At 29.1% G+C, this 23,716-nt stretch carries 20 protein-coding genes; all 20 read left to right on the forward strand.

All coding sequences use genetic code 11. The features are described 5' to 3' along the window. Positions 1-20 precede the first annotated feature (20 nt). The 20 genes from ACH5TX_RS13035 (at position 21) to ACH5TX_RS13130 (ending at position 23,715) form a co-directional block, all read left to right on the forward strand. Complete coding sequence (locus ACH5TX_RS13035; protein WP_439339935.1) at positions 21-884, forward strand: M23 family metallopeptidase; 864 nt, start codon at positions 21-23, stop codon at positions 882-884. Next, a complete protein-coding gene (locus tag ACH5TX_RS13040) occupies positions 885-2,378 on the forward strand; it encodes a GH3 auxin-responsive promoter family protein (protein WP_439339936.1) in 1,494 nt (497 codons plus the stop codon). Between the two features lie 36 nt (positions 2,379-2,414). Further along, positions 2,415-4,103, forward strand: a complete 1,689-nt coding sequence (locus ACH5TX_RS13045; protein WP_439339937.1) for a DUF6909 family protein — start codon at positions 2,415-2,417, stop codon at positions 4,101-4,103. Between the two features lie 8 nt (positions 4,104-4,111). Further along, a complete protein-coding gene (locus tag ACH5TX_RS13050) occupies positions 4,112-5,185 on the forward strand; it encodes a hypothetical protein (protein WP_439339938.1) in 1,074 nt (357 codons plus the stop codon). 138 nt (positions 5,186-5,323) lie between these two features. Then, positions 5,324-6,451, forward strand: coding sequence for a non-hydrolyzing UDP-N-acetylglucosamine 2-epimerase (wecB, locus tag ACH5TX_RS13055; protein WP_439339939.1), 1,128 nt, complete (start codon positions 5,324-5,326; stop codon positions 6,449-6,451). 3 nt (positions 6,452-6,454) lie between these two features. Further along, complete coding sequence (gene wecC, locus ACH5TX_RS13060) at positions 6,455-7,669, forward strand: UDP-N-acetyl-D-mannosamine dehydrogenase (protein WP_439339940.1); 1,215 nt, start codon at positions 6,455-6,457, stop codon at positions 7,667-7,669. A gap of 56 nt (positions 7,670-7,725) precedes the next feature. After that, positions 7,726-8,778, forward strand: coding sequence for a dTDP-glucose 4,6-dehydratase (gene rfbB, locus ACH5TX_RS13065; protein WP_439339941.1), 1,053 nt, complete (start codon positions 7,726-7,728; stop codon positions 8,776-8,778). A gap of 1 nt (position 8,779) precedes the next feature. Further along, complete coding sequence (rfbA, locus tag ACH5TX_RS13070; protein ID WP_439339942.1) at positions 8,780-9,646, forward strand: glucose-1-phosphate thymidylyltransferase RfbA; 867 nt, start codon at positions 8,780-8,782, stop codon at positions 9,644-9,646. Continuing rightward, on the forward strand, positions 9,636-10,181 hold the full coding sequence (rfbC, locus tag ACH5TX_RS13075) for a dTDP-4-dehydrorhamnose 3,5-epimerase (RefSeq protein ID WP_439339943.1): 546 nt from the start codon (positions 9,636-9,638) through the stop codon (positions 10,179-10,181). Before rfbA ends, rfbC begins: the two co-directional genes overlap by 11 nt. Continuing rightward, a complete protein-coding gene (gene rfbD, locus ACH5TX_RS13080; protein WP_439339944.1) occupies positions 10,178-11,032 on the forward strand; it encodes a dTDP-4-dehydrorhamnose reductase in 855 nt (284 codons plus the stop codon). Before rfbC ends, rfbD begins: the two co-directional genes overlap by 4 nt. A gap of 3 nt (positions 11,033-11,035) precedes the next feature. Beyond that, positions 11,036-12,340 (forward strand): MOP flippase family protein, encoded by a 1,305-nt coding sequence (locus ACH5TX_RS13085; RefSeq protein WP_439339945.1) that lies wholly within the window; start codon positions 11,036-11,038, stop codon positions 12,338-12,340. Positions 12,341-12,343: 3 nt separating this feature from the next. Then, positions 12,344-13,444, forward strand: coding sequence for a hypothetical protein (locus tag ACH5TX_RS13090; protein WP_439339946.1), 1,101 nt, complete (start codon positions 12,344-12,346; stop codon positions 13,442-13,444). After that, a complete protein-coding gene (locus ACH5TX_RS13095) occupies positions 13,441-14,697 on the forward strand; it encodes an alkaline phosphatase family protein (RefSeq protein ID WP_439339947.1) in 1,257 nt (418 codons plus the stop codon). The genes ACH5TX_RS13090 and ACH5TX_RS13095 overlap by 4 nt, the downstream gene beginning before the upstream one ends. 52 nt (positions 14,698-14,749) lie before the next feature. Next, on the forward strand, positions 14,750-15,652 hold the full coding sequence (locus ACH5TX_RS13100; RefSeq protein ID WP_439339948.1) for an SDR family oxidoreductase: 903 nt from the start codon (positions 14,750-14,752) through the stop codon (positions 15,650-15,652). Positions 15,653-15,658: 6 nt separating this feature from the next. Beyond that, positions 15,659-16,723 (forward strand): glycosyltransferase family 2 protein, encoded by a 1,065-nt coding sequence (locus tag ACH5TX_RS13105; RefSeq protein WP_439339949.1) that lies wholly within the window; start codon positions 15,659-15,661, stop codon positions 16,721-16,723. Then, positions 16,723-17,889 (forward strand): glycosyltransferase, encoded by a 1,167-nt coding sequence (locus ACH5TX_RS13110; RefSeq protein ID WP_439339950.1) that lies wholly within the window; start codon positions 16,723-16,725, stop codon positions 17,887-17,889. The genes ACH5TX_RS13105 and ACH5TX_RS13110 overlap by 1 nt, the downstream gene beginning before the upstream one ends. A gap of 37 nt (positions 17,890-17,926) precedes the next feature. Further along, positions 17,927-19,048: an EpsG family protein gene (locus ACH5TX_RS13115; RefSeq protein WP_439339951.1), complete on the forward strand. Its 1,122-nt coding sequence runs from the start codon at positions 17,927-17,929 to the stop codon at positions 19,046-19,048. 111 nt (positions 19,049-19,159) lie between these two features. Beyond that, the gene (locus ACH5TX_RS13120) at positions 19,160-20,206 is read left to right on the forward strand and encodes a glycosyltransferase family protein (protein WP_439339952.1); all 1,047 of its coding nucleotides are present in this window, start codon (positions 19,160-19,162) and stop codon (positions 20,204-20,206) included. Positions 20,207-20,356: 150 nt separating this feature from the next. Continuing rightward, complete coding sequence (locus tag ACH5TX_RS13125) at positions 20,357-22,477, forward strand: bi-domain-containing oxidoreductase (RefSeq protein ID WP_439339953.1); 2,121 nt, start codon at positions 20,357-20,359, stop codon at positions 22,475-22,477. After that, entirely contained in the window at positions 22,459-23,715 is a 1,257-nt protein-coding gene (locus ACH5TX_RS13130; RefSeq protein WP_439339954.1) for an O-antigen ligase family protein, read from the forward strand. Before ACH5TX_RS13125 ends, ACH5TX_RS13130 begins: the two co-directional genes overlap by 19 nt. The last annotated feature ends 1 nt before the right edge of the window (position 23,716 follow it).

Consider the following 23,716-nt stretch of genomic DNA (forward strand, 5'->3'; position numbering starts at 1 on the left):
TATTTATTTTTGTTTTTAAGATGGAAGAGAAAAAGAAGCCAAAAAGAATAAAACATAAACTACTTGATAAGTATAAGCTTGTTATACTTAACGAAAACACTTTTGAAGAGCGGTTGTCTCTTAAATTAACGCGCTTAAATGTGTTTGTATTAGGTTCTTTATCGGCTATATTTTTAATAGCTATTACTTATGTTATAATAGCTTTTACACCACTTAGAGAGTATATTCCTGGGTATTCTTCAACAGCATTAAAAAAGAAAGCTACAGAGTTAAATTATAAAACCGATTCTTTACAGCAAGTAATTGCTATGAATGATAGGTATTTTGCCTCCATAAAAAAAGTATTAAAAGGCGATTTAAGTGCTGCCGATTTTAATAAAGATTCCATTGTAGAAGCCGTTAAATTAGAAGCTAGTGAAGTTGATTTAAAACCTATAGCTCAAGATTCGCTTTTACGAGAAAAAGTAGATAAAGAAGATAAATATAACTTATTTGAATCGGCAACATCATCAAATTTTGTATTATTCCCACCGGTAAGTGGAACCATTAGTGAACCTTATAATTTAAAAGAAAAACACTATGCTGTTGATATTGTTGTTGCAAAAGATACGCCTATAAAAGCCACGGCAGATGGTATTGTTATTTTTGCAGAATGGACAGCTAACACAGGTAATGTTATATTAATAGAGCATAGTTACGGACTTATATCTGTATATAAACACAATGCGTCATTAACAAAATCTCAAGGCGATTTAGTAAAAGCAGGAGAAGTTATTGCTACCGCAGGAAATACAGGAGAACTTTCAACAGGACCTCATTTACATTTTGAGCTTTGGAATGATGGTTACCCTATTAACCCAACAAATTTTATCGATTTTAAATAAATGATTTCATTAAAGTCTGCTTTAGCAAAACCTTTTGCAAAACGTGTTTATAAAAAAATTCAAAAGTGGGCAAATAACCCTATTGAAATTCAGCAAAAAGTATTTGAAGATTTAATAGCCAATGCTGCTGGAACCGAATTTGGAAAAGATCATGATTTTATAAGTATAAATAATTATGAGGATTTTATTTCAAGAGTTCCCGTAAGAGATTATGAAGCTTTAAAACCGTATGTTGAAAAAGTAGTTGCAGGACAAGACAATATACTTTGGAAAGGAAAGCCTATTTACTTTGCAAAAACATCTGGAACAACATCTGGCTCAAAATATATTCCTATTACTAAAGAAAGCATGCCAACTCATGTTGAAGCGGCGAGAAATGCTATTTTAATGTATATTCATGAAACAGGTAATGCCAAATTTGTTGATGGAAAAATGATTTTTCTTCAAGGAAGCCCCATTCTTAATGAGCAAAATGGAGTTCAATTAGGTAGACTTTCTGGTATTGTAGCGCATTATGTACCTAAATATCTTCAAAAAAACAGATTACCATCTTGGGAAACCAATTGTATTGAAGATTGGGAAACTAAAGTAGATGCTATAGTTGAAGAAACGCTTCCTGAAAATATGACCATTATTTCTGGTATTCCTTCGTGGGTGCAAATGTATTTTGAAAAACTTCAGCAAAAAACAGGAAAAAAAGTAGGTGATATTTTTAAGAATTTTAATTTGTTTATTTTCGGAGGTGTTAATTATGAGCCTTACAGAGCCAAGTTTGAAAATTTAATTGGTAGAAAAGTTGATAGTATCGAATTGTATCCTGCAAGTGAAGGCTTTTTTGCTTTTCAAGATAAGCAGCGTGATAAAGGGATGCTATTACAATTAAATTCAGGCATTTTTTATGAGTTTATTAAAGCCGATGCATTTTTTAATAAAAACCCAAAACGAATTACAATTAAAGATGTTGAAATTGGCGTAAATTATGTGATGATAATTTCAACCAATGCTGGATTATGGGCTTATAATATTGGTGATACGGTTGAGTTTACTTCTATTAAACCATACCGTGTTATTGTTTCAGGCAGAATTAAACATTTCATTTCTGCTTTTGGCGAACATGTAATTGGAAAAGAAGTAGAGCAAGCGATGCAAGAAGCGACTTTAAATACAAAGATACGAGTTTCAGAGTTTACTGTAGCGCCTCAAATAGACCCAAAGGAAGGTCTACCTTATCATGAATGGTTTGTAGAATTTGAAAATGAACCAGAAAATCTTTCCGCTTTAGCGAAAAAAATAGACGAATCACTACAAAAACAAAATTCTTATTATTTCGATTTAATAGAGGGTAAGGTATTACAACCTCTTAAAATTACTAAGGTGAAAAAAGGCGGATTTCAAAATTATATGAAATCTGTTGGTAAATTAGGTGGGCAAAATAAAATTCCAAGATTATCAAACGACAGAAAAATTGTTGAGGATTTTCCGCACGATAATTAAGCCAAATAATAGTATCTTTGACCAGTTATAAAAGGTATGAGTAATAAAAAACATCAAGCAAGAACACGAGCTCAAGAAAGCTCCAATGCCATTGAAAGGATGTATATTACTATGCGCCATTTGTTTAACCGTGGGTTTTATAAGCCTATGGGGGTCTCTGGTGAAACGCTTAGAGAAGCATTATTGCTTTTGCGTCCAGAAATATATGGCTCTATAGGTGAAGAAAAAGCAGAATTAGAAGGTTTGCTTTATGTGATTGATAGACTTCCTGTAGGTATTGAGGAATGTACTTTTATTAATTTAACAAGTGATGAAGGGTATTCGAATTCTCATTTTAAACCTATTATTCCAGAAAAAAGACGTCGTAATTGCTATAGAATTGATGACGAACAAATGAATATTGAGATTACCCGAGGGCGATCTGAGATTTATGATATTTTAACGCATCTAACATTCCTTTTTGTAGAGTCTCATAAAATTAGCTCGCGTGTCTTAATTAATGAAGATGGAGCAACTACAAGAGATTGGATAAAATTAGAAAAAGCAGTTTTATCAAAAAAGAAGCTTACAAACGAAGAACGCGAAGTAGCACTTACGCATACAGCTAATATTTTAGGGCGAACCTTTGAAGAGTTAAAAACTGTTTATAATGAGTTTGCTACAACAAAGCAACCAGAAAGGTTACTTCATATTGTTTATTGGTTGGGTAAATTAGCTATAGAAGAGTTGGTAAACGATAATAAGCGAACCATTACATTTAGCCCCGTATTAAGAGAGCGTATTGGGCATCATATTCATGGTGAAATTTGGGCAGATGGTATAAAAGAAGTGCTTTTTAAACACGATTTACTAGAAAGGCCAATTCATATTATTAGTGCCAATATGCATAGTGTTATGAATACCCTTTTTGCTCCAAGTGCTTTAAAATCTTTGGTGTCAAAAAAAGATATTTTTGAGGTTTATGAATCTATAAGCAAAAAAGAAAATGTAGATCTTCGCAATAAAGTTAGCAAAGAAGCGTTGGTAAACGGAATGATTTATATCAAAGACTCATCTGGAGCAAATATAGATGTTCAAATTTTTGACACAAGTAAATTAGACCTTTCTAAAATAGATATAAAAGCAACAGAGTCGGTTTTAAATCAAACCAAACCTGTTATATTAGTCATGGATTATGCGTTTGGAGAACAGGCTTATGAAACGATTGATGAGTTGTTGAAGCCATACAAATCCAAAGGAAATAAAATTCATTTAAATGTAGAGTCTTTATCTATTATGGGTAAAGCGGGCATTTTAGAAGGAGGTAAAGGCGATATCATGATACCATCAGCCCATATTTTTGAGGGTACTGCAGATAATTATCCTTTTGAGAACGAATTAAAAAGAGAACATTTAGAAAACCAAGGTGTTGGTATTTATGAAGGTGCTATGATAACTGTTTTGGGTACGTCTTTACAAAATAAGGATATTTTGAAATTCTTTTATAATTCCACATGGAATGTAATTGGCTTAGAAATGGAAGGGGCTCACTACCAAAAAGCCATTCAAGCAGCCTCTAAAGTACGAGGAAGTATCAGTGAAAATGTAAAAGTAAGATATGCGTATTATGCCAGTGATAACCCATTAGAAACAGGAGCAACATTAGCCTCTGGAGGCTTAGGAACATCTGGTGTTAGACCAACATATTTAATAACAAGAACCATACTAGAACAAATATTTAATTAAATAAAATTATGAGTAAAGAATCTCCACAACCGAAACAATCTGAAGAAGTAGATTTAGGACAGTTGTTTAAACTTATTGGTAATGCTTTTGATAGGCTTTTTAAGTTTATTGGTAGTATTTTTAGTGGCATATATAAAGTTTTTTTATTACTATTAGTACATATATATAAACGTTTGGTTTGGTATGCAGGTGCTGTTATTATAGGTGTTGTTGTTGGGTTTTTTATTGATAAAAACTCTAACAAATCATATGGAGCAAATATGTATATTCAAACTAATTTTAAATCTGCTAGACAGGTTTATGAAAATGTAAAACAATTTCATCAATTAGCTAATATAGATAAAGACACTATGGAGTTAGCTAGAAGGTTAAATATTAATTCAAAAGAAGCTTCTCATTTAAAAGGGTTTTATATTGAAGCTGATTTAGATGAAAATAATATAGCTTCGATGTATTCTGAGTTTTATCTGAAATTAGATTCGATTTCTCGATTAGAAATGAATTACAAGAGGTATAAAGAATCGTTAACACCATATAATTATTCTATACATCGAATAGGAGTGATGTCTACTGATAGAAATATCTATAAAAAAATTGAAGAATCTTTTGTTAAGGGACTTTCAAATAATGATTATTTAGATAATATGCTTAAATCTAATCTAGAAATATTAGACAAGAAAGAGAATTCACTCCGTATACAAGTAGAAAAAACAGATTCTTTAGCTACTGAATACTTGAAAATTAGGATAAATGAATCCCAAAAAGAACAATCACCTGGATCTGGAACTAATCTTTATTTAGGAGATGCAGAATCAACAGGAGGAAGTTTAATTGTTGATGAGTCTAAAGTATTAAAACAAAGATTAACGTATGAAAACCTTAGGAGAGAAATAGATAGCACTAGAGCCATCCAGAAAAACATCATTAATGTTTTAGCTAATTTTCCTGAATCAGGTTATGATATTAGTGAATGGACTGATAAAAAGAAGTTTGTTTTGCCAATAGTTTTGTCCGTAATAACTTTGTTAGTTTTTTCTGTTGTAGGCTTAGGGGATTTCTTAAAAAATCAATCAAAACTTTAAATAGAAGTTATAAATTTTTTTATAATTGGATGAATTGGATTTATTGAGCCTGATTTTATCTAAGATTTTAATACATGTCAGAAATATTATATGTTTTACGAGCAACCAAAAGGTAGTGTTTTATCTAAATTTGAGTAAATGAAAAAGAGAAACTTGATTGTTTTTGGGACTAGGCCAGAAGCTATAAAAATGGCTCCTTTGGTCAAAGAATTCTTGAAGTATTCTAATCAGTTTAGCACAAAAGTTTGTATAACTGCTCAGCACAGAGAAATGCTAGATCAGGTGCTTTCTTTTTTTGAAATTACGCCAGATTTCGATTTAGATTTAATGAAGCCAAACCAAAATTTGTATACATTAACAGCGGATATAATTACGAATATTAAACCTGTTTTAGAAGAATTTAAACCAGATTTTGTTTATGTTCATGGAGATACAACAACAACAATGGCGACTAGTATTGCTGCGTTTTATTCTGGAGCCAAAGTATGTCATATTGAAGCAGGGTTAAGAACATTTAATAAGCTATCTCCCTTTCCTGAAGAAATAAATAGAAGTATTGCTGGGCGTATTTCTGATTATCATTTTGCTCCGACTATAACATCAAAAGATAATTTATTAAATGAAAATGTCCCTAATGAGTCAATTTTAGTAACTGGTAATACCGTTATAGATGCGCTTCAATTTAGTAATAAAAAGGTTAATTCTCCTAAATACTCAGACTTAGAGATAGAAAGACTTAAAGCGATAATTAAAGATTCTAAACGATTAATTTTAGTTACAGGGCATAGAAGAGAAAATCACGGACAAGGGTTTATTAATATTTGTAAAGCTTTAAAACAAATAGCAGAAGAGCATGAAGATATCCAAATTATCTACCCTGTTCACCTAAATCCGAATGTACAAAAACCCGTTTATGAATTATTAAACGAAATTAATAACATTAAATTAATAAGCCCATTATCATACCCCGCATTTGTTTGGTTATTGGATAAATCATACCTAATTATTACAGATAGTGGAGGGGTGCAAGAAGAGGCTCCAAGTTTAGGGAAACCAGTTTTAGTTATGAGAGATACAACAGAGAGACCAGAAGCAGTAGAGGTAGGAACAGTGCTCCTAGTAGGAACAAATACAACTAAAATAGTAAACGAAACAAATAAGTTGTTAAAAAGTAATACATTTTATAATTCTATGTCTAAGTTGCACAACCCCTATGGAGACGGTAAAGCTTGTGAAAAAATAGTTAACTTTATATTGAAATTATAGTATATGAATAATAACCCAAAAGTTGTTATGGTTGGATTAGGTTATATTGGCCTACCTACTGCAGCATTAATTGCACAAAATAAAATATTTGTCCATGGAGTTGATGTCAATCCGAAAGTGGTTAATATTATTAATGCAGGAGAAATACATATTGTAGAACCAGAATTAGATTTAGCTGTTGCCAACGCGGTAAAAAAAGGTTATCTAAAAGCTTCAACCACTCCTGTTGAAGCTAACGTATATCTTATTGTCGTACCTACACCTTTTAAGGCTAAAAACGAACCTGATATTTCATTTGTTGAGTCAGCTACAAAAGCTATAATTCCATTATTAAAAGAAGATGATTTATATATAATTGAATCAACATCTCCTATTGGAACCACAGAGAAGATGATGAATTTAATTTATTTAGAACGACCAGAATTAAAGAATAAAATTTATATTTCATATTGTCCTGAACGTGTTTTACCTGGGAATGTAATGTATGAACTTGTTCATAACGATCGTGTTATTGGTGGTGTTGATGAGGTGTCAACTGAAAAAGCTGTTGTTTTTTATAGCCAATTTATTAAAGGTGATTTACACAAAACTAATGCTAGAACAGCAGAGATGTGTAAACTAGTAGAAAACTCTTCTAGAGACGTTCAAATTGCCTTTGCTAATGAGTTATCTCTTATTTGTGATAAAGCTGGTATTAATGTTTGGGAATTAATTGCTTTAGCAAATAAACACCCTAGAGTTAATATCCTACAACCGGGGTGTGGTGTAGGTGGTCATTGTATAGCTGTTGACCCTTATTTTATTGTAGCTGATTATCCAATGGAATCTAAAATAATTGGAAAAGCTAGAGAGATTAATAATTATAAGTCATTTTGGTGCGCAGAAAAAGTTCAAACTACAAGGTTAGAATTTGAGTTAAAAAAAGGTAGAAAACCAAGTGTTGCTATCATGGGGTTAGCTTTTAAGCCAGATATTGATGATTTAAGAGAATCCCCAGCTAAATATATTGCTCAAAGAGTGCTTCAAAATGCGAATAATGAAGAGTATTATATTGTTGAGCCAAATATAGAAACACATACTGTTTTTAAACTTACTCATTACCAAAAAGCTGTAGAAGTAGCAGATATTATTGTGTTTTTAGTTGCACATAAAGAGTTTAAAACTATACAAATTGATGATAGTAAAGTTATTTTGGATTTTTGTGGAGTTAGAAAGTAACTTAGTTTTATATAAAAAAGACATTAGTTTAAAAGAATTGCAGATATCATAAAATTATGAATAAATATAATATTTTAATTACAGGTGGCGCAGGGTTTATTGGGTCTCATGTTGTGAAATTATTTGTCGATAAGTATCCTCAATATAATGTCATTAATCTAGACGCTCTAACTTATGCAGGAAATCTAGAAAACCTAAAAAGCGTTGAACAAAAATCAAATTATAAATTTATAAAAGGAGATATTAGAAATAAAAGTTTTGTTAATGAGCTTTTTCAAAAATATAAATTTGATAATGTAATACATCTTGCGGCAGAATCTCATGTAGATAGATCTATTAAAGACCCTTTAGCTTTTGTCGAAACAAATGTAATTGGAACAATAAATTTATTAAATTCTTGTAACAAGTATTGGAAAGACGATTTTTCAAACAAACTTTTTTACCATATTAGTACTGATGAAGTATATGGAACTTTAGGAGACACAGGGTTATTTACTGAGACAACTTCATACGATCCGAATTCTCCTTATTCTGCATCAAAGGCTAGTTCAGATCATTTTGTAAGAGCTTATGGTGAAACATATGGATTACCTTATGTGATAACAAATTGTTCTAATAATTATGGACAAAATCAATTTCCAGAAAAGTTGATTCCTCTTTTTATAAATAATATAATTAATAATAAATCATTACCTGTTTATGGAGATGGTAATTATACAAGAGATTGGTTATATGTAATTGATCATGCTAGAGCTATTGACTTGGTTTTGCATCAAGGAATTGTAGGAGAAACGTATAATATTGGTGGGTTTAATGAATGGAAAAATATTGATTTAGTTAAGTTATTATGCACTCAAATGGATATTAAACTAAATAAATCTCAAGGATCATCAGAAAAACTAATAACTTATGTTAAAGACCGACCAGGACACGATTTAAGATATGCTATAGATGCATCTAAGATAAATAAAGAATTAGGATGGAAACCTTCAGTAACTTTTGAGGAAGGCCTTTCTATTACAATAGATTGGTATTTGAATAATGAAGATTGGCTTAATAATGTAACTAGCGGAGAATACCAATCATATTATAAAAAACAATATAATTAATATGAAAGGAATTATTTTAGCAGGAGGTTCTGGGACACGATTACATCCTTTAACGTTGTCAGTAAGTAAGCAATTAATGCCTATTTATGATAAACCAATGATTTATTACCCGCTTTCTACATTAATGTATTCAGGTATAAACGAAGTATTAATTATATCAACGCCTAAAGACTTAGATCTCTTTAAGGATTTATTGGGAGATGGTAAAAAGTATGGATGTAAATTTGACTACGCTGTACAAGAAGCTCCAAATGGTTTAGCTGAAGCGTTTATTATTGGAGAATCTTTCATTGGAGATAGTAAAGTTGCTCTTATATTAGGAGATAATATTTTTTATGGAACAGGTTTATCGAAACTTTTGCAGAATAATAATGACCCAAACGGGGGAGTTATTTATGCATATAGGGTTAATGACCCAGAACGATATGGTGTTGTTGAGTTTGATGAAAATAATATAGCCATTTCTATTGAAGAAAAACCTGAAAATCCTAAATCTAATTACGCTGTTCCAGGTATCTATTTTTATGATAATTCTGTAGTAAAAGTTGCAAAAAATATTAAGCCTAGTAAAAGAGGAGAACTTGAAATAACAGATGTTAATAAAGAATTTCTAATTCAAGAAAAGTTAAAAGTAAGTATTTTAGATAAAGGAACAGCTTGGTTAGATACTGGGACATTTCAATCTCTTATGCAAGCTTCTCAGTTTGTTGAAGTCATAGAGGAAAGACAGGGCTTAAAAATAGGCTCAATTGAAGTTGCTGCATTTGAAATGGGCTATATTACAAAATCAGAATTTAAATCACTTGCCAAACCATTGTTAAAAAGCGGATATGGTAAGAGCTTATTAGGACTATTAAATGATAATTAAAGAAACTAAATTAAAAGACTGTTTTATTATAGAACCAACTATCTTCAAAGATGATAGAGGCTATTTTTTTGAAAGTTTTAATCAAAAAAAATTTAATGCATTAATAAAAAAGGAGGTGTCTTTTATTCAAGATAACGAATCTTTTTCTTCCAAAGGGGTTTTAAGAGGGCTTCATTATCAAGTAGGTGAATATGCACAAGCTAAGTTAGTTAGGGTGATTAAAGGAGAGGTTTTGGATGTTGCTGTTGATGTTAGGAAAAAATCATCTACATATGGTCAGTATATTGCAATAAAATTATCAGGAAGTAATAAAAAACAACTTTTTGTTCCTCGTGGATTTGCTCATGGATTTTTAGTATTAAGTGATACTGTTACTTTCTCATATAAATGTGATAATTTTTATAATAAAAAAGCAGAGGGAGGAATTATTTATAATGATGCCGAACTAAATATTGATTGGGGAATGAATGAAAATCAATTAATAGTTTCTGATAAGGATCTTGTTTTACCAATTCTAAAAAATGCTATATTTTGAAAAATATATTAGTAACTGGAGGTAAAGGGCAATTAGCTTCATGTATAAAGTATTTAGCTAAAAAAATAGATGGCTTTTCTTTTATTTTCGTTGATTCTGATGAACTTGATATTACAAATAATGGAGAAGTAATTAATTTTTTCGAAAGCAAACAAATAGATTATTGTATTAATTGCGCTGCATATACGAATGTAGACAAAGCTGAATCTAATAAAGAATTGGCGGTAAGTGTAAATGAGGAAGGAGTTAGGTATTTGGCAGAATCATGTAAAAAGTATAATGCAATTTTTATCCAAATATCTACAGATTTTGTTTTTGATGGAAATAAATCAACATCCTATAAAGAAACTGATATAACAAATCCTTTAAGTATTTACGGACTTACGAAGTTAAATGGGGAAATTGCAGCTATTTCAACTTTAGAGAAACATGTTATATATAGAACATCATGGTTATATTCTGAATACGGAAATAACTTTATGAAAACTATGCTTACATTAGGGCAAGAAAGAGATTTTCTTAATATTGTCTCTGACCAAATAGGAACACCAACGTATGCAAAGGATTTAGCTAAAATTATTTTACAGTTTATATTAGGGAATAATGATAAGTTTGGAACATATCATTATAGTAATGAAGGAGTAGCTAGTTGGTATGATTTTGCAAAAGCAATTTTTGATGAGACAAGTACAAAAATAAAGATAACTCCAATAAAATCAGAAGACTATTTAACTCCAGCTAAACGCCCAAAATTTAGTGTTCTAGATAAAACAAAAATTAAAAACACTTTTGAATTAGAGATTCCTCATTGGAGAGATAGTTTAAAAGAAGCAATTTGCAACCTAGAATAAATAATGAATCTTAAAAGTAAAAGTGTTTCTGGTGTAAAATGGATGTCCGTTTCAACTATTTTTGTTGCAGTTTCTGCAGTGTTAAAGGCTTCTATTTTAACGAGGTTACTTAATGTTGCTGATTTTGGATTAATGGCAATTGTTACATTTATTTTAGGCTTTATAACTCTTTTTATAGATTTAGGTCTTACCACTGCAATACTTCATGTAGATAAAATTTCAAAATCAGAATATGCAAGTTTATTTTGGTTAAATATCGGTTTTAGCATACTTCTATTTCTTATTTTACTTTTAATTTCACCATTTGTATCGTTAGCCTACAATGAAACAGAATTGGAACTTCTTATACCCTTGATGGCCTCTGGCCTTGTTTTTAATGCACTTGGTTCTCAGTTTAGAACAATAGAGCAGAAAAAATTAAACTTTAAATTATTAGCGATAGTTGATATTGTCTCTTCAGCATTTTCATTAATTTTGGCAATATTACTTGCTCTTTTAGAATTTGGGGTATATGCTTTAGTGTATTCAAGCCTTTTTTACACTATATCTGGAGGATTATTTTACTTCATAAAAGGCATAAAAAATAATGTTTTTAAATTTTATTTTAACTTACCAGATACTAGACCTTTTTTAAAAATAGGTATCTTTAATATTGGTGGTCAAATAATAAATTATTTTAATAAAGAAATTGACATTCTTATTGTCGGAAATATCTTTGGAACGGAGATTCTAGGGGGCTATAGTTTAGCAAAGCAATTAGTTGATAGGCCTCTTAGGGTTATTCGGCCTATCGTAATGAAGGTAATGGCTCCAGTTTTATCATTAGTTAAAAATGATAAAGTAGCTTTAAGAGATAATTATTTAAAAACCGTAAAACTTGTTTCATCACTAAGCTTTCCTATATACTTTGTTTTTATAGTTTTTGCAGCCCCAATTGTAAATTTATTTTATGGTATAGGTTATGAAAATATTATAATATTAGTTAGAATCTTAGCTGTTTACATGTTTTTTGTTTCAATAAGAATTCCTTTAGGTAGTTTAATAATTGCTACTGGAAAGACTAATATGGAATTTTATTGGTTTTTAATTACTTTTATAATTATGCCTATTACAATTTTAATAGGGTCAAGATACAATATTGAAGGAGTAGCAATAGCTATGAGTACTACAATGATTATTTACTTTATACCTATGTGGAAATTTTTAATTTTCCCGTTAATACACGTTGAATTAAAGGAGTTTATTAAAGCTCATGTAATGAGTCTTAAAGTGTTAAAAGGGTTGATGCTAAATATATTAAAAAGGTAGTAAATGAGAGTTTTGAAAGAAGATGAAAAAATAAAGAAATTAAATAGTGAAATTACTATTATTAATAGTGAAATATTGAGATTTACTAATAAACAAATAATTTCAGTTGTTTTATACGGTAGTTATGGTAGAGGAGAAGGAGCTTTTTTTCTTGATGCTGAAAATAACATTAGAACTTACAATGATTTTGATTTAGTTTTAGTTGTTAATGAATTACTGGATCAATCAATTATTAATAAAATAACCATTGAGTTAAATAAAAAGCTGGATGTAAAATGGATTGATATTTCACAAAAAACAAAGAAAAAGCTTCGGGAGTTAAAACTAACAATTTTTAATTTTGATTTAAAAAATGGAAGTCGTGTTATTTATGGCGATAAAAATATTTTAGATAATATTCCAGATTATAATAGTGCTAACTTATCTTTAAAAGAAGCCGAAACATTATACTTTACTAGAATATGGGCTTTTTTAGGGTCTCTTCCTGTTGATGGTTTTGAAAGAGAATTGAAAGGAGAAGAGGTAAGGTTTTTTAGAAATCAAATGGCAAAAGCAATACTAGCAGTTGTAGATGTTTTATTATTACAAAAAAAATATTATAATTCTAGTTATAAAAAAAGGTGTAAAAAAGTAATTGAAATATTTAATGATAAAACGAATTTTATTAAATGGACCAAATGGGCTATTGAAGAAAAATGTAACCCTAAAGATAAAATAATATCTGTTAGTGAACTAAAAGAAATGTATCTAGAAATAACAAATCTTTTTTTAAAAGAGATGTATAATGTTTTAAGTATTTATTATAATAAAAAAATTACAGGGCCTTATACCGTTAAAAAATCAGTATTATTTTCAACTTCAGAATGGTTAATTTTATTAAAATCGGTAGTTAAAACTAGAAGTTTTAAGTATATTCAACAAACAAAAGTAAAGATTGCACAATCTTATTTAGTCGATGCATTTTTAAGAGAAGGTAAAGAAAAAGAAAATCTAATTAAAAAATCAAGAGAATTGATCAAGAAGTTAAACAATTCAGAAGATATTGATAATTTAAATTGGAATGAATTAAGGTTGTTAATAGCTAAATTACGAATGGATATATGAGAGTAGTTTTTTTTTTATTAGATGCTTTTAAAGAAGAGTATGTTTCAAAAGAACAAACACCTTTTCTTTATAAAAAATCTAAAGAAGGTGTGTATATAAAAAAACTTATACCAAGTGCTGGGTTTTGCGAAAGAACTGAGATTTTTTTTGGACTAAAGCCTAATGAATCCGGTTTTTTTACTGCTATTGGGTTTGATCAAGAAAACGGAGCGTATAACAATAGGTTTTTTTTAAGTTTATTGGGGTGGATTGAGCAAAAATTATCGCTTCTTGTATATGTAATTAATAAGAAAAATAAAAATAGTTTTGATTCGTTACTTCAAAAAGTATTAAATAAAATTTATTTTAAGTTTATTGGATCCTCAGAGAAGTTAAAACCATATAAAATTCCATTATCTTTTTTGAAATATTTTAATTTAACGGAAGACGCCATTGAATTGCACAAACAAGGTGTTATTAAGGGAAAGGAATCTCTTTTTAAAATAGTTAAAGATATGGGGTTTGACACTTTTATGGAGGCTTTTACTTCTTTAGGTGCTGTTTCTACTAAGAATGATTTTGAAAGAATAAAGATTGCATTAGAAGCTAGTAAATCAAAAAACAATCTATTTATTCCAATTTATATTAATACAGCAGATTCAATTGGGCATTCTCACGGTCCAAGCTCAAAAAAGATAAAGGGAGAAATAAAAGAATTGGATAATTTAATTGAAAATAGTGTTGGTGAATTCTTAAAGAATGATCCAGAAACATCTTTTGTCTTTTTAGGTGACCATGGAATGTCTGAAGTAAAAAAGAGTATTGATGTAAAAATGCATGTTTTAGATATTTCTAAAAAATTTAATTTAAAAATTGGAAAAGATTTTATATTTTTTTTAGATTCAACTTTAATGAGAATGTGGTTTTTTACTAGTAACTCAAGAGAAATATTTGAGAGAGAATTGAAAACGAACGATTTTTTTACTCAAAACGGAGATGTTTTAGATGAAAAAATTGCATCTAAATATGATATTCCTATTAATGATATTAGATATGGTGATATTTGTTGGTGGGTAAATGAAGGCGTTTTGATTTTTCCTGATTTTTTTCATAGTGATAAACCTTTCAAAGGTATGCATGGTTACAAACCAAACACTCAGTCTACTTATGGCACATGTGTTCTATGGAGTAAAGAAAGTAAGAAACAAAAAATTGATAAATTAGAGTTAAGTCAAATATATTTATTACTAAAAAAAATGTTATTAGTTTCATAGAACATCTTATTTTTGAAGCTTATATTGAAAATATTAATTTAAATTAAATATTATGAAGAAAATTTACATTGCTGGTTCTGGCGGAATGCTAGGAGAAGGATTTTATAACATTTTTAAAGACGAATATTTTATAAAATGTACAGATAAGGATGTAAATGAAGACTGGTTATCTTTTTTAGATTTTAGAGATTTTGAAGCTTATAGAAATGATGTATTAGATTTTAAACCAGATTATTTATTCCATTTAGGGGCATATACTGATTTGGAATATTGTGAGGAAAATTCAGATGATACATATGTAACAAACACCTTATCTGTTGAGAATGCAGTAAGAATAGCTAATGAATTAGATATTCCATTACTGTATATAAGTACAGCTGGTATTTTTGATGGGAAGCAAGATTTGTATGATGATTGGGATATACCAAATCCATTAGGAGTTTATGCTAGGTCAAAATATATGGGAGAAAGGTTTGTTTGTGAAAATGCAAATAGATTTTTGGTTTGTAGAGCAGGCTGGATGATGGGGTCAGGTCCCAAAAAAGACAAAAAATTTATTCAGAAACTAATGAAACAGATAAAAAATGGTTCAAAAGAACTATTCATTGTTAATGATAAAGACGGTACTCCAACTTATACACATGATTTTGCAAATACTGTTAAAGAATTATTGAAGCATGAGTATTGGGGGCTATATAATATGGTTTGTGGTGGTCAAACAAGTAGATTTGATGTGGCAAAGAGTTTGGTAGATATGCTTGACTTGCCTTATGAAATTAAGATTACTCCGGTTACTTCCGATTATTTTAAGCAAGAATATTTTGCTGAAAGACCAGCTTCAGAACGCTTGGTTACTAAAAAATTAGATCTTAGAAATGTTAATAAAATGAGAGATTGGAAAGTTTCGCTAAAAGAATATCTAGAAAATTATTATACAGGTTATTTAGATAATTAATTTTTTATGAAATCAACTACTTATAGTAAACCTAAAATTTCTGTAATAATTTGTTGTTATGGAGGAGAAGAAACGATTACAGCGGCATTAGAAAGTTTATTAAATCAAGATATAGAAAGGCATTTTTTTGAAGTTCTTATAGTTGATGATGGTTCGAAAGATAAATCATCACAAATTATTAATAATTTCATAAAAACCAAAGTAACATCAGAGACTTCAATTTTTAAATATTTTAGAAAAAAAAATGAAGGATTAAGTATAGCTAGAAATTTTGGAATAGAAAAAAGTACTGCTGATTTAATTGTTTATATAGATGAAGATGCAACTGCTAATAGAGATTATCTGAGTACTATAGTTCATTATTTTGAAAATAACCCTAAAGTTAATTGTTTAGGAGGAGAGGTTGAGTTGTATAATAAAAACGTGATATTTGCGAAACTAATTCAGGATAGTATTTTTTCTCTATATATGAAGGATGAAGGTTCCGTTATAGGGACTAATATGGCATTCAGAAAATCATTTTTAAATGATATAGGAAGATTTCAACCAGAGTTTACATATAGAGGGGATGAAACAGCCTTGTTTGCAAAGGCCAAAGAAAAATTGGTTAAAGGTAGATCTAAACAAATGATAGTAAAACATTTTCAACCTCCAAATAGAAAAGCATGGTTAAATACAAGATTTGAAAATGGTTATTTTACTATAGCAATAGATTTTTTTATTGAAAGGCCTATGTCAAGTATCTATATGAAAATGTTTAAAAGTATATTATTTATACTTTCTCCATTCTTATTTTTAATTTCTATTCCTCTTATAGTTGTTTTTTTTAAAACCGCTCTAATTTTGTTAGTGATTAGTTTGGGTTTATTTTTTCGGAAGTTTTTATTGAATAACCTTATTCAAGACACATTAAAAGAATTTAGAAAAAATAGAAATAACAAAACTAACCTAAATGATATAATTGAGATAATATGTTTAGTTATTATTGGAACCTATAAATCTGATTATGGTTATATAAAAGGATATGCTAAATTTAAAGATGTGATTTGGCAAAAAAAACCTATTACTTGATGAAAAAAAAGATTTGTATTCTACGAGCTGGCGATGTTACATATATATCAAGAATTCACAGAACAGCATTAGCTCTTCAGGAAACAGGAAATTATTACGTTACAGTTTTAAGTATAGCTCCAAGAGATAAAACAAAAAGAGAGAACTATACTTATAAAATGATTTATATTGATATTAAATCAAGGGTCTTAAAAAGTTCCGTTTTTTCAATTTTAAGAATCATTGAAGGTTTAACAAGGTTGTTTTTTAAAACTCTAAAACAAAAGGCAGACATATACATTGCAATTGGTGTTGAGGATTTAATTATTGCTTATATTATTTCAAAACTCACCGGAGCAAAATTAGTTTATTCTGCAAATGAATTAGAAGGAGATAGAAAACGAGTAGGTAATGAAAAATTAAACAGAAAGTTAAACAATGTTGTAATAAGAATTGAGAGAGGGATACTTAAAAGCGCAAAAAGTGTTATTGCTGCCGATGTTGAAAGGGCAAAGTTAATGGAAAAGTGGTATAAGCTTAGCAAAGTAGAAGTAATACGAAATGTGCCTTTACTTGAAGAAATCCCTAGAAGTAATCTAATTAGAGAAAAATTTCAAATACCAAAACAACAAAAAATCCTTTTATATCAAGGGTTAATAAATTATGGACGGGGAATAGAGGTAGCAATAGAGGCCTGCTCTAAAGCAAAATCAAAAAATTTTTGTTTAGTGCTTTTAGGTTTTATTACTCCTGCCTACAAAAAAGAGCTAATTGATTTAGCAAAAAAAATCAATTTTAAAAGGCTATATATTATTCCAGCTGTCCCTTGGAGAGAGTTGCTTTTTTGGACTAAAAGTGCAGATGTAAGTATTGTACTTATAGAAAACGTTTCCATAAGCTTCTATTTAGCAGCTCCAAATAAAATTTATGAAAGTATTATGGTCGGAGTGCCTTATATAGCAAGTGATTTTCCTGAAATAAATCACGTTCATGATATATCAAAATCTGGAATTTTGGTCAACCCAGAAAATATTGTTGAAATATCAAAGGCTATTGATAGATTAATTGAAGACCTCCCCTTTTATAATGAATGTATAGAAAATGCTTTACAAGCCCGAAATGTTTTTAATTGGGGAAAAGAAAAGAAAAAATTGTTAGATATTATGGAGGAATTAAATCTTGCTTAAAATTAAACAATATATTAAGGCAAAATAGTAAATTTTTATGTTATTAGCATATAGTGTATATATTTTCTTATTGGTGTTATTATTTACAGCTGCAGCCCATAATAATAAATTACTCTTGCGCTCAAATGATAACTTAGAGACTAATGAAAAGTCATTTGTTTTTTGGCGTTGGCCTATAATAGTTGGCTTTTTATTATTAGTTTTAATAGTTGGTTTGAGGTATGATGTGGGAGTAGATTATATGGGCTATCGTAATGATTACCTTGGGGATATTGAATATGCAGCAAAGCTTCGTTGGATTAAAATTGAAAGATACGAATTTGGGTATAGAACCCTTATGAGAACTCTGATTCATTATAATATTAGCGCTTGGGTGCTTTTCACAATTATTGCAATATTTATTTGGTATTTTTTCATTCAAAGCTTTAAAGTTTTTCCTTTACTTTTAAAATGGGGTTTATTTTTTGCCTTTACTACAGGTTTTTTCTTTGCTTCTATGAATGGTATGCGTCAAACAATAGCTTTGGTAATATTTATGTATGCTATAAAGTTCATTGAAGAAAAATCACTTATTAAATTTACTGTTTACATCCTTTTTGCTTCATCTTTTCATACGAGCATATTACTGATATACCCATTTTATTTTTTTGTTAACAAAATTTCTTTTACTAATCCAAGATGGTTAATTGTATACACTTTGTCATATATTTTAGGTAATAAAATTGACATAAGAGATTTAATTGTTTTTGGGCTTGAATTATTCCCTAAATACCAGCATTATACGGAATGGTTTCTAGATGATTTCAGTAATCCCACATCAGGAGGGTTAGGTAATTTTTACACTTTTACCGTAGGCTTTCTTATTATCTTATTTTCTAATGATATTATTAAGAAAATACCAAGGATGAAAATTTATTATAATTTGTTTTTTATTGGAGCTTTCGTGTTTAATTTCTTTTGGAAATATAGTATATTAGGGAGAGTTACATATTTGTTTTTTTGGTTTGAAATTTTTTGTTTAGCAGCTTTAGCATACTATTTTGGTAAATCAAAAAATTTTTGGATAATATATGTCATAATTATTACGCAAATTATCATGTTTTTGTATAAAATTTTTAAAGGAGAAAACCAATGTTCACCATTTCAGTTTATCTTTTAACATTTATAAAGTAGATTATTTAGTTTCATAAAAAATATGGAAAAACAAAAAATCAATATTTTGTGCGTATTGCCTGTTTTAGGTCAACCCAGAAATTCAAAAAGAATTTTGATGCTAAAAAAAGGGGGATTTAATGTTAGAGTTGCTGCCTTTCAAAGAGATTACCATCAGGGTCGAATGCCAGATTGTGAAGTTAAAATTCTTGGAAAAATATCTCATGGCAAATTTCTTTTAAGAATTTTCAAAATAATCTATGCTTTACCAATTTTAAGAGCCGAAATAAAAGATTGCAAAATCATTTATGCTTCAGGTTCAGATATGGCTTATATGGCAGTAATTGCATCTTTTGGGTTGAGAAAAAAGATAGTTCTCGAAACAGGAGATATAAGAAAAATTCAAGTAAAGAGTGGAATTAAAGGCTTTTTTATTAGAAAGATTGATGCGTTTTTTTTAAGTAGATGCTCTTTATTGATAGCAACAGCAAAAGGGTTTGTAGATGAGTATTATAGGAAATGGTTGAAAACCAATGTTCCTTCTTTAATTTTAGAAAACAAATTAGAGCATAATTATTTTGCCAATACTATTAAACCAAATAATAACAAAATTACAATAGGTTATTTTGGTTTATTAAGATGTCATTGGTCATGGCAAGTTCTTAAAAAATTGGCTCAAGAAAACTCAGATAAAATAGAAATTATTGTTGCTGGTTATCCAATTAATTCAATAGATTTATTTACTGAATCTAAAGAAATAAACAGCATTAATTATTTAGGTGAATATAAATCTCCCGAAGACCTTCCTTCGTTATACGGAAAAGTAGATATTGTTTGGGCATGTTATCCATTTCCAAAAAAAACAGAATGGAATTGGAAATGGGCTAGAACAAATAGGTATTACGAAAGCTTATGTTATAAAAAACCTATGATTAGTCTAGAAAATAGTGGAGATTCAGCTTCTGTAATGAAATATAATTTGGGAAAAATAATTCCTTTAGAGAAGAATATAGAAAAAGTTGCAGATATTTTGAGCAACTTAAACCAAGAAGAAATTAGGACTTGGACTGAGAATGTATTTAAACTTCCTGAAAATATTTATGTTTATTCAAAAGAGCATATAGAACTTAAAAACACATTATTAGAAGTATTAGATAATAAATGAAAAGGTGATATAATCAATACAAAATTTAATTTGTTCTTATAAATTAGGTTTGCTTTAGATAGATATAAAAGAAATCTCGTAAGATTAGAATACAATTTTTAGCAAAAAGGAAAGAACAAGAAACAGTAATAAAAATTAGAAAATCAATAAATGAAACAAATCATACAAGACCTTAAAAACGGAGAAACCATTTTGGAAGAAGTACCAGTGCCTATGGTAAAATCGGGTCATGTGCTTATTAAAACTACAAAATCTTTAGTGTCATTAGGGACTGAAAGAATGCTGGTTGAATTTGGTAAAGCAAATTTCATTCAGAAAGCTCGTCAGCAACCAGATAAAGTAAAAATGGTTCTTGATAAGGTGAAAACAGATGGTTTAAAACCAACTATAGATGCTGTTTTTAACAAACTAAATCAACCATTACCATTAGGTTATTGTAATGTAGGAGAGGTTGTCGCTGTTGGTAAAGGTGTTTTAGAGTTTAAAGTGGGCGACCGTGTAGCATCTAATGGAAATCATGTAGAATATGTTAATGTTCCGAAAAATTTAGCAGCAAAAATTCCAGATAATGTAACAAATGAAGAGGCTTGTTTTACAGTAATAGGATCCATAGGTTTACAAGGTATAAGGTTGATAAATCCAACTTTTGGAGAAACCATTGTGGTTGTTGGTTTGGGACTTATAGGTTTAGTAACTGCTGAGTTATTATTAGCAAATGGCTGTAATGTAATAGGGTTTGATTTTGATAAAGAAAAAATAAAAATTGCTAAAGCTAAAGGAATAATAGCTGTAAACCCTGGAGAAGGAACTGATCAAGTTAAATTTGTAGAATCTTATACTAACGGTATTGGTGCCGATGGTGTTATTATTACGGCTTCTAATAAAAGTAATGAAATTATTTCTCAATCTGCTAATATGTGTAGGCAAAGAGGTAGAATTGTTCTTGTTGGTGTTATTGGGCTCGATATAAGTAGGGCTGATTTTTTTAAAAAGGAAATTTCTTTTCAAGTATCTTGTTCTTATGGTCCAGGACGATATGATGAAGAGTATGAGCAAAAAGGACATGATTATCCAGTAGGGCATGTTAGGTGGACAGAGAAAAGAAATTTTGAAGCTGTACTTTCAGCTATTTCAAAAGGGACTTTAGATGTTGAACCTTTAATTACTGAGCGTATTTCGTTGCTGGATTATAAGAAGATTTATGGAGACATGAAAAACTCTAAATCTATAGCTTCTATTATAGAGTATAATATAACCGAAGAGCCAAAATCTACAGTTGAAATTTTAGAAAAATCCTTTGAAGGGAAACAAGGTGTTATTGGTATTGTAGGATCAGGAAACTTCACGAGTTCTACTATCCTTCCTAGTCTAAAAAAGATTAATGCAGATGTAAAATATATTGCTAGTTCTGGGGGGCTATCATCTACTATTATGGCAAAGCAGCATAATATTGCTAAGTCTACTTCAAATTATCAGGAGATTTTAAAAGATGAAGATGTTGATTTAGTTTTAATTACAACACAGCATAATATGCATGCTACTATGGTTTTAGAAACTATAAAAGCAAATAAAAGTGTATTTGTTGAAAAACCATTGGCACTCACCAATGTTGAATTAGAAGAAATTATTGAGGCATATAATAAACAAAATGTAAATGTCTCGGTAGGCTTTAATAGGCGTTTTGCCCCCATTGCAAAGAAAATGAAAAAACTTTTGGGAAGTGATAATACACCTATTAACATTGTAGCAACCATGAATGCTGGTTTTATACCAGCTGAGGTTTGGGTTCATGATATGGAAGTTGGTGGGGGAAGAATTATAGGTGAAGCTTGCCATTATATAGACTTATGTTCTTATTTTACTGGTAGTAAAGTAAAAGCCGTTTGTATGAATGCTATGGGGACTAGCCCTGAAGAAAATACAGATAATGCTAGTATCCTTTTAAAGTATGAAAATGGATCTAATGCTGTAATAAATTATTTTTCAAATGGTAGTAAGTCTTATTCTAAGGAACGTGTTGAAGTTTATTCTCAAGAACGTACACTTGTTATGGACAATTGGAGAAAATTAAAGTCATTTGGTTTTAAAACCAAGAATAATATATCAAGCAAACAAGATAAAGGGCATTATAATCAGTTTGCTGAGCTTATTAAGCACCAAAAAATAGGAGGAACTCCTATAATCTCTTTTGATGAAATAATAAATACAACAAGAGCCTCTTTCGCAGCTATAGAGTCTTTAAAAAGGCAAGAATGGATTACATTAAAATAATTAATGGATCAAAAACATATATTGATCATGTAGTTTTACTAGTAAGCGGTATTTTTACCTTTTTTTTACCATTAGATTTTTATGTCTTATCGTATTTTATTGGCCTAATGGTCTTAGTTGGATTATTTCAATTTAATAAATTAAACATTCAAGAGAATATTTATAAATATAAATACTCTTTTATGTTTTTTGTTTTTCTATTTATATGGCAATCGTTATCATTAATTTGGTCAAGTGATTTTTCAAATGGTATTAAAAGTATAGGACACAGAGCCTTTTTTATTGTAGCTCCTTTATTATTTCTTTTATTTAAAAAATGGCCTTCTGATAAAATAATTAAAATTTTTATTATTAGTAATTTTTTAGTGTGTCTGATATGTTTTGGAAATTTAATATCATTTTTTGTAAATGAAAAAATGTACTTTATTGAAAAGACAATAAATAAAGGAATAAGCTTAGAAACTTTTAGTTATATTTCTTATCATAGTAGTGTTAATTTTTTTCCTTTTGATGCTCATAGATTGTATTTTTCTTTTTCTCTTTTATCTTGTCTTCTCTTCATTTTTTTTTATAATAACATTATTAAATATCAATACTTACTATCATTTATATTTGTTTTTGTGATTTTTTTGCTACAGTCTAAAATATCCGTTATTCTTTTAATAATTCTATTATTTTATAAATTCTATAAAAAATTTAGACAAAGCTCTATAAAGATGAGAGTTTCAATTTTGTTTATTTCAGTTGTAATAATTTGTATAGGGTTTTATCTTTCTAAAATTAGATTTAATCATTTTATTAATGAGATAAGTGTTGTGTCAGAAAATAGAGAAGGAAGTTTAATTGAACGTTATCAATACTCTAAATGTTCAATAGAACTAATTAGAGAGTCACCCTTTTTTGGTTATGGAGTTGGTGATATTGATAATGTAATAAAGGAAAAATTAATTAAATATAACTACTCATATCTAATAGAAAAAGGAGTGTATGATCCACATAATGAATTTTTAAAGTCATATATAGGTATGGGGGTAATAGGTTTTGTGCTTTTTGTAAGTATATTTATTTGCCTTTTTTATAAGAGTTATCGAGAAAAAAATATTGTTCTTTTTTTTTATACTGGATTTGTTTTTATTATCTGTTTAATTGAACCATTTTTAAGTAGACAGGCAGGAATATTGCCTGTACTTTTTTTTGTAGGAATTATTTCAAATAAAGAAAGAAGCATAATTAAATAGG

This window comes from Thalassobellus citreus (assembly GCF_044385915.1).
Taxonomy (GTDB): Bacteria; Bacteroidota; Bacteroidia; order Flavobacteriales; family Flavobacteriaceae; genus Thalassobellus; species Thalassobellus citreus.

Bases quoted from the DNA above. Each gene is read 5' to 3' on its own strand.
- ACH5TX_RS13130 (WP_439339954.1), top strand. From the start codon at position 22,459: ATGGATTACATTAAAATAATTAATGGATCAAAAACATATATTGATCAT.
- ACH5TX_RS13105 (WP_439339949.1), top strand. From the start codon at position 15,659: ATGAAATCAACTACTTATAGTAAACCTAAAATTTCTGTAATAATTTGT.
- ACH5TX_RS13085 (WP_439339945.1), top strand. From the start codon at position 11,036: ATGAATCTTAAAAGTAAAAGTGTTTCTGGTGTAAAATGGATGTCCGTT.
- ACH5TX_RS13120 (WP_439339952.1), top strand. From the start codon at position 19,160: ATGCTAAAAAAAGGGGGATTTAATGTTAGAGTTGCTGCCTTTCAAAGA.
- ACH5TX_RS13035 (WP_439339935.1), top strand. From the start codon at position 21: ATGGAAGAGAAAAAGAAGCCAAAAAGAATAAAACATAAACTACTTGAT.
- ACH5TX_RS13050 (WP_439339938.1), top strand. From the start codon at position 4,112: ATGAGTAAAGAATCTCCACAACCGAAACAATCTGAAGAAGTAGATTTA.
- rfbB (WP_439339941.1), top strand. From the start codon at position 7,726: ATGAATAAATATAATATTTTAATTACAGGTGGCGCAGGGTTTATTGGG.
- ACH5TX_RS13110 (WP_439339950.1), top strand. From the start codon at position 16,723: ATGAAAAAAAAGATTTGTATTCTACGAGCTGGCGATGTTACATATATA.
- rfbC (WP_439339943.1), top strand. From the start codon at position 9,636: ATGATAATTAAAGAAACTAAATTAAAAGACTGTTTTATTATAGAACCA.
- ACH5TX_RS13090 (WP_439339946.1), top strand. From the start codon at position 12,344: ATGAGAGTTTTGAAAGAAGATGAAAAAATAAAGAAATTAAATAGTGAA.
- ACH5TX_RS13040 (WP_439339936.1), top strand. From the start codon at position 885: ATGATTTCATTAAAGTCTGCTTTAGCAAAACCTTTTGCAAAACGTGTT.
- ACH5TX_RS13125 (WP_439339953.1), top strand. From the start codon at position 20,357: ATGAAACAAATCATACAAGACCTTAAAAACGGAGAAACCATTTTGGAA.
- ACH5TX_RS13115 (WP_439339951.1), top strand. From the start codon at position 17,927: ATGTTATTAGCATATAGTGTATATATTTTCTTATTGGTGTTATTATTT.
- wecC (WP_439339940.1), top strand. From the start codon at position 6,455: ATGAATAATAACCCAAAAGTTGTTATGGTTGGATTAGGTTATATTGGC.
- ACH5TX_RS13100 (WP_439339948.1), top strand. From the start codon at position 14,750: ATGAAGAAAATTTACATTGCTGGTTCTGGCGGAATGCTAGGAGAAGGA.
- wecB (WP_439339939.1), top strand. From the start codon at position 5,324: ATGAAAAAGAGAAACTTGATTGTTTTTGGGACTAGGCCAGAAGCTATA.
- rfbA (WP_439339942.1), top strand. From the start codon at position 8,780: ATGAAAGGAATTATTTTAGCAGGAGGTTCTGGGACACGATTACATCCT.
- ACH5TX_RS13045 (WP_439339937.1), top strand. From the start codon at position 2,415: ATGAGTAATAAAAAACATCAAGCAAGAACACGAGCTCAAGAAAGCTCC.
- ACH5TX_RS13095 (WP_439339947.1), top strand. From the start codon at position 13,441: ATGAGAGTAGTTTTTTTTTTATTAGATGCTTTTAAAGAAGAGTATGTT.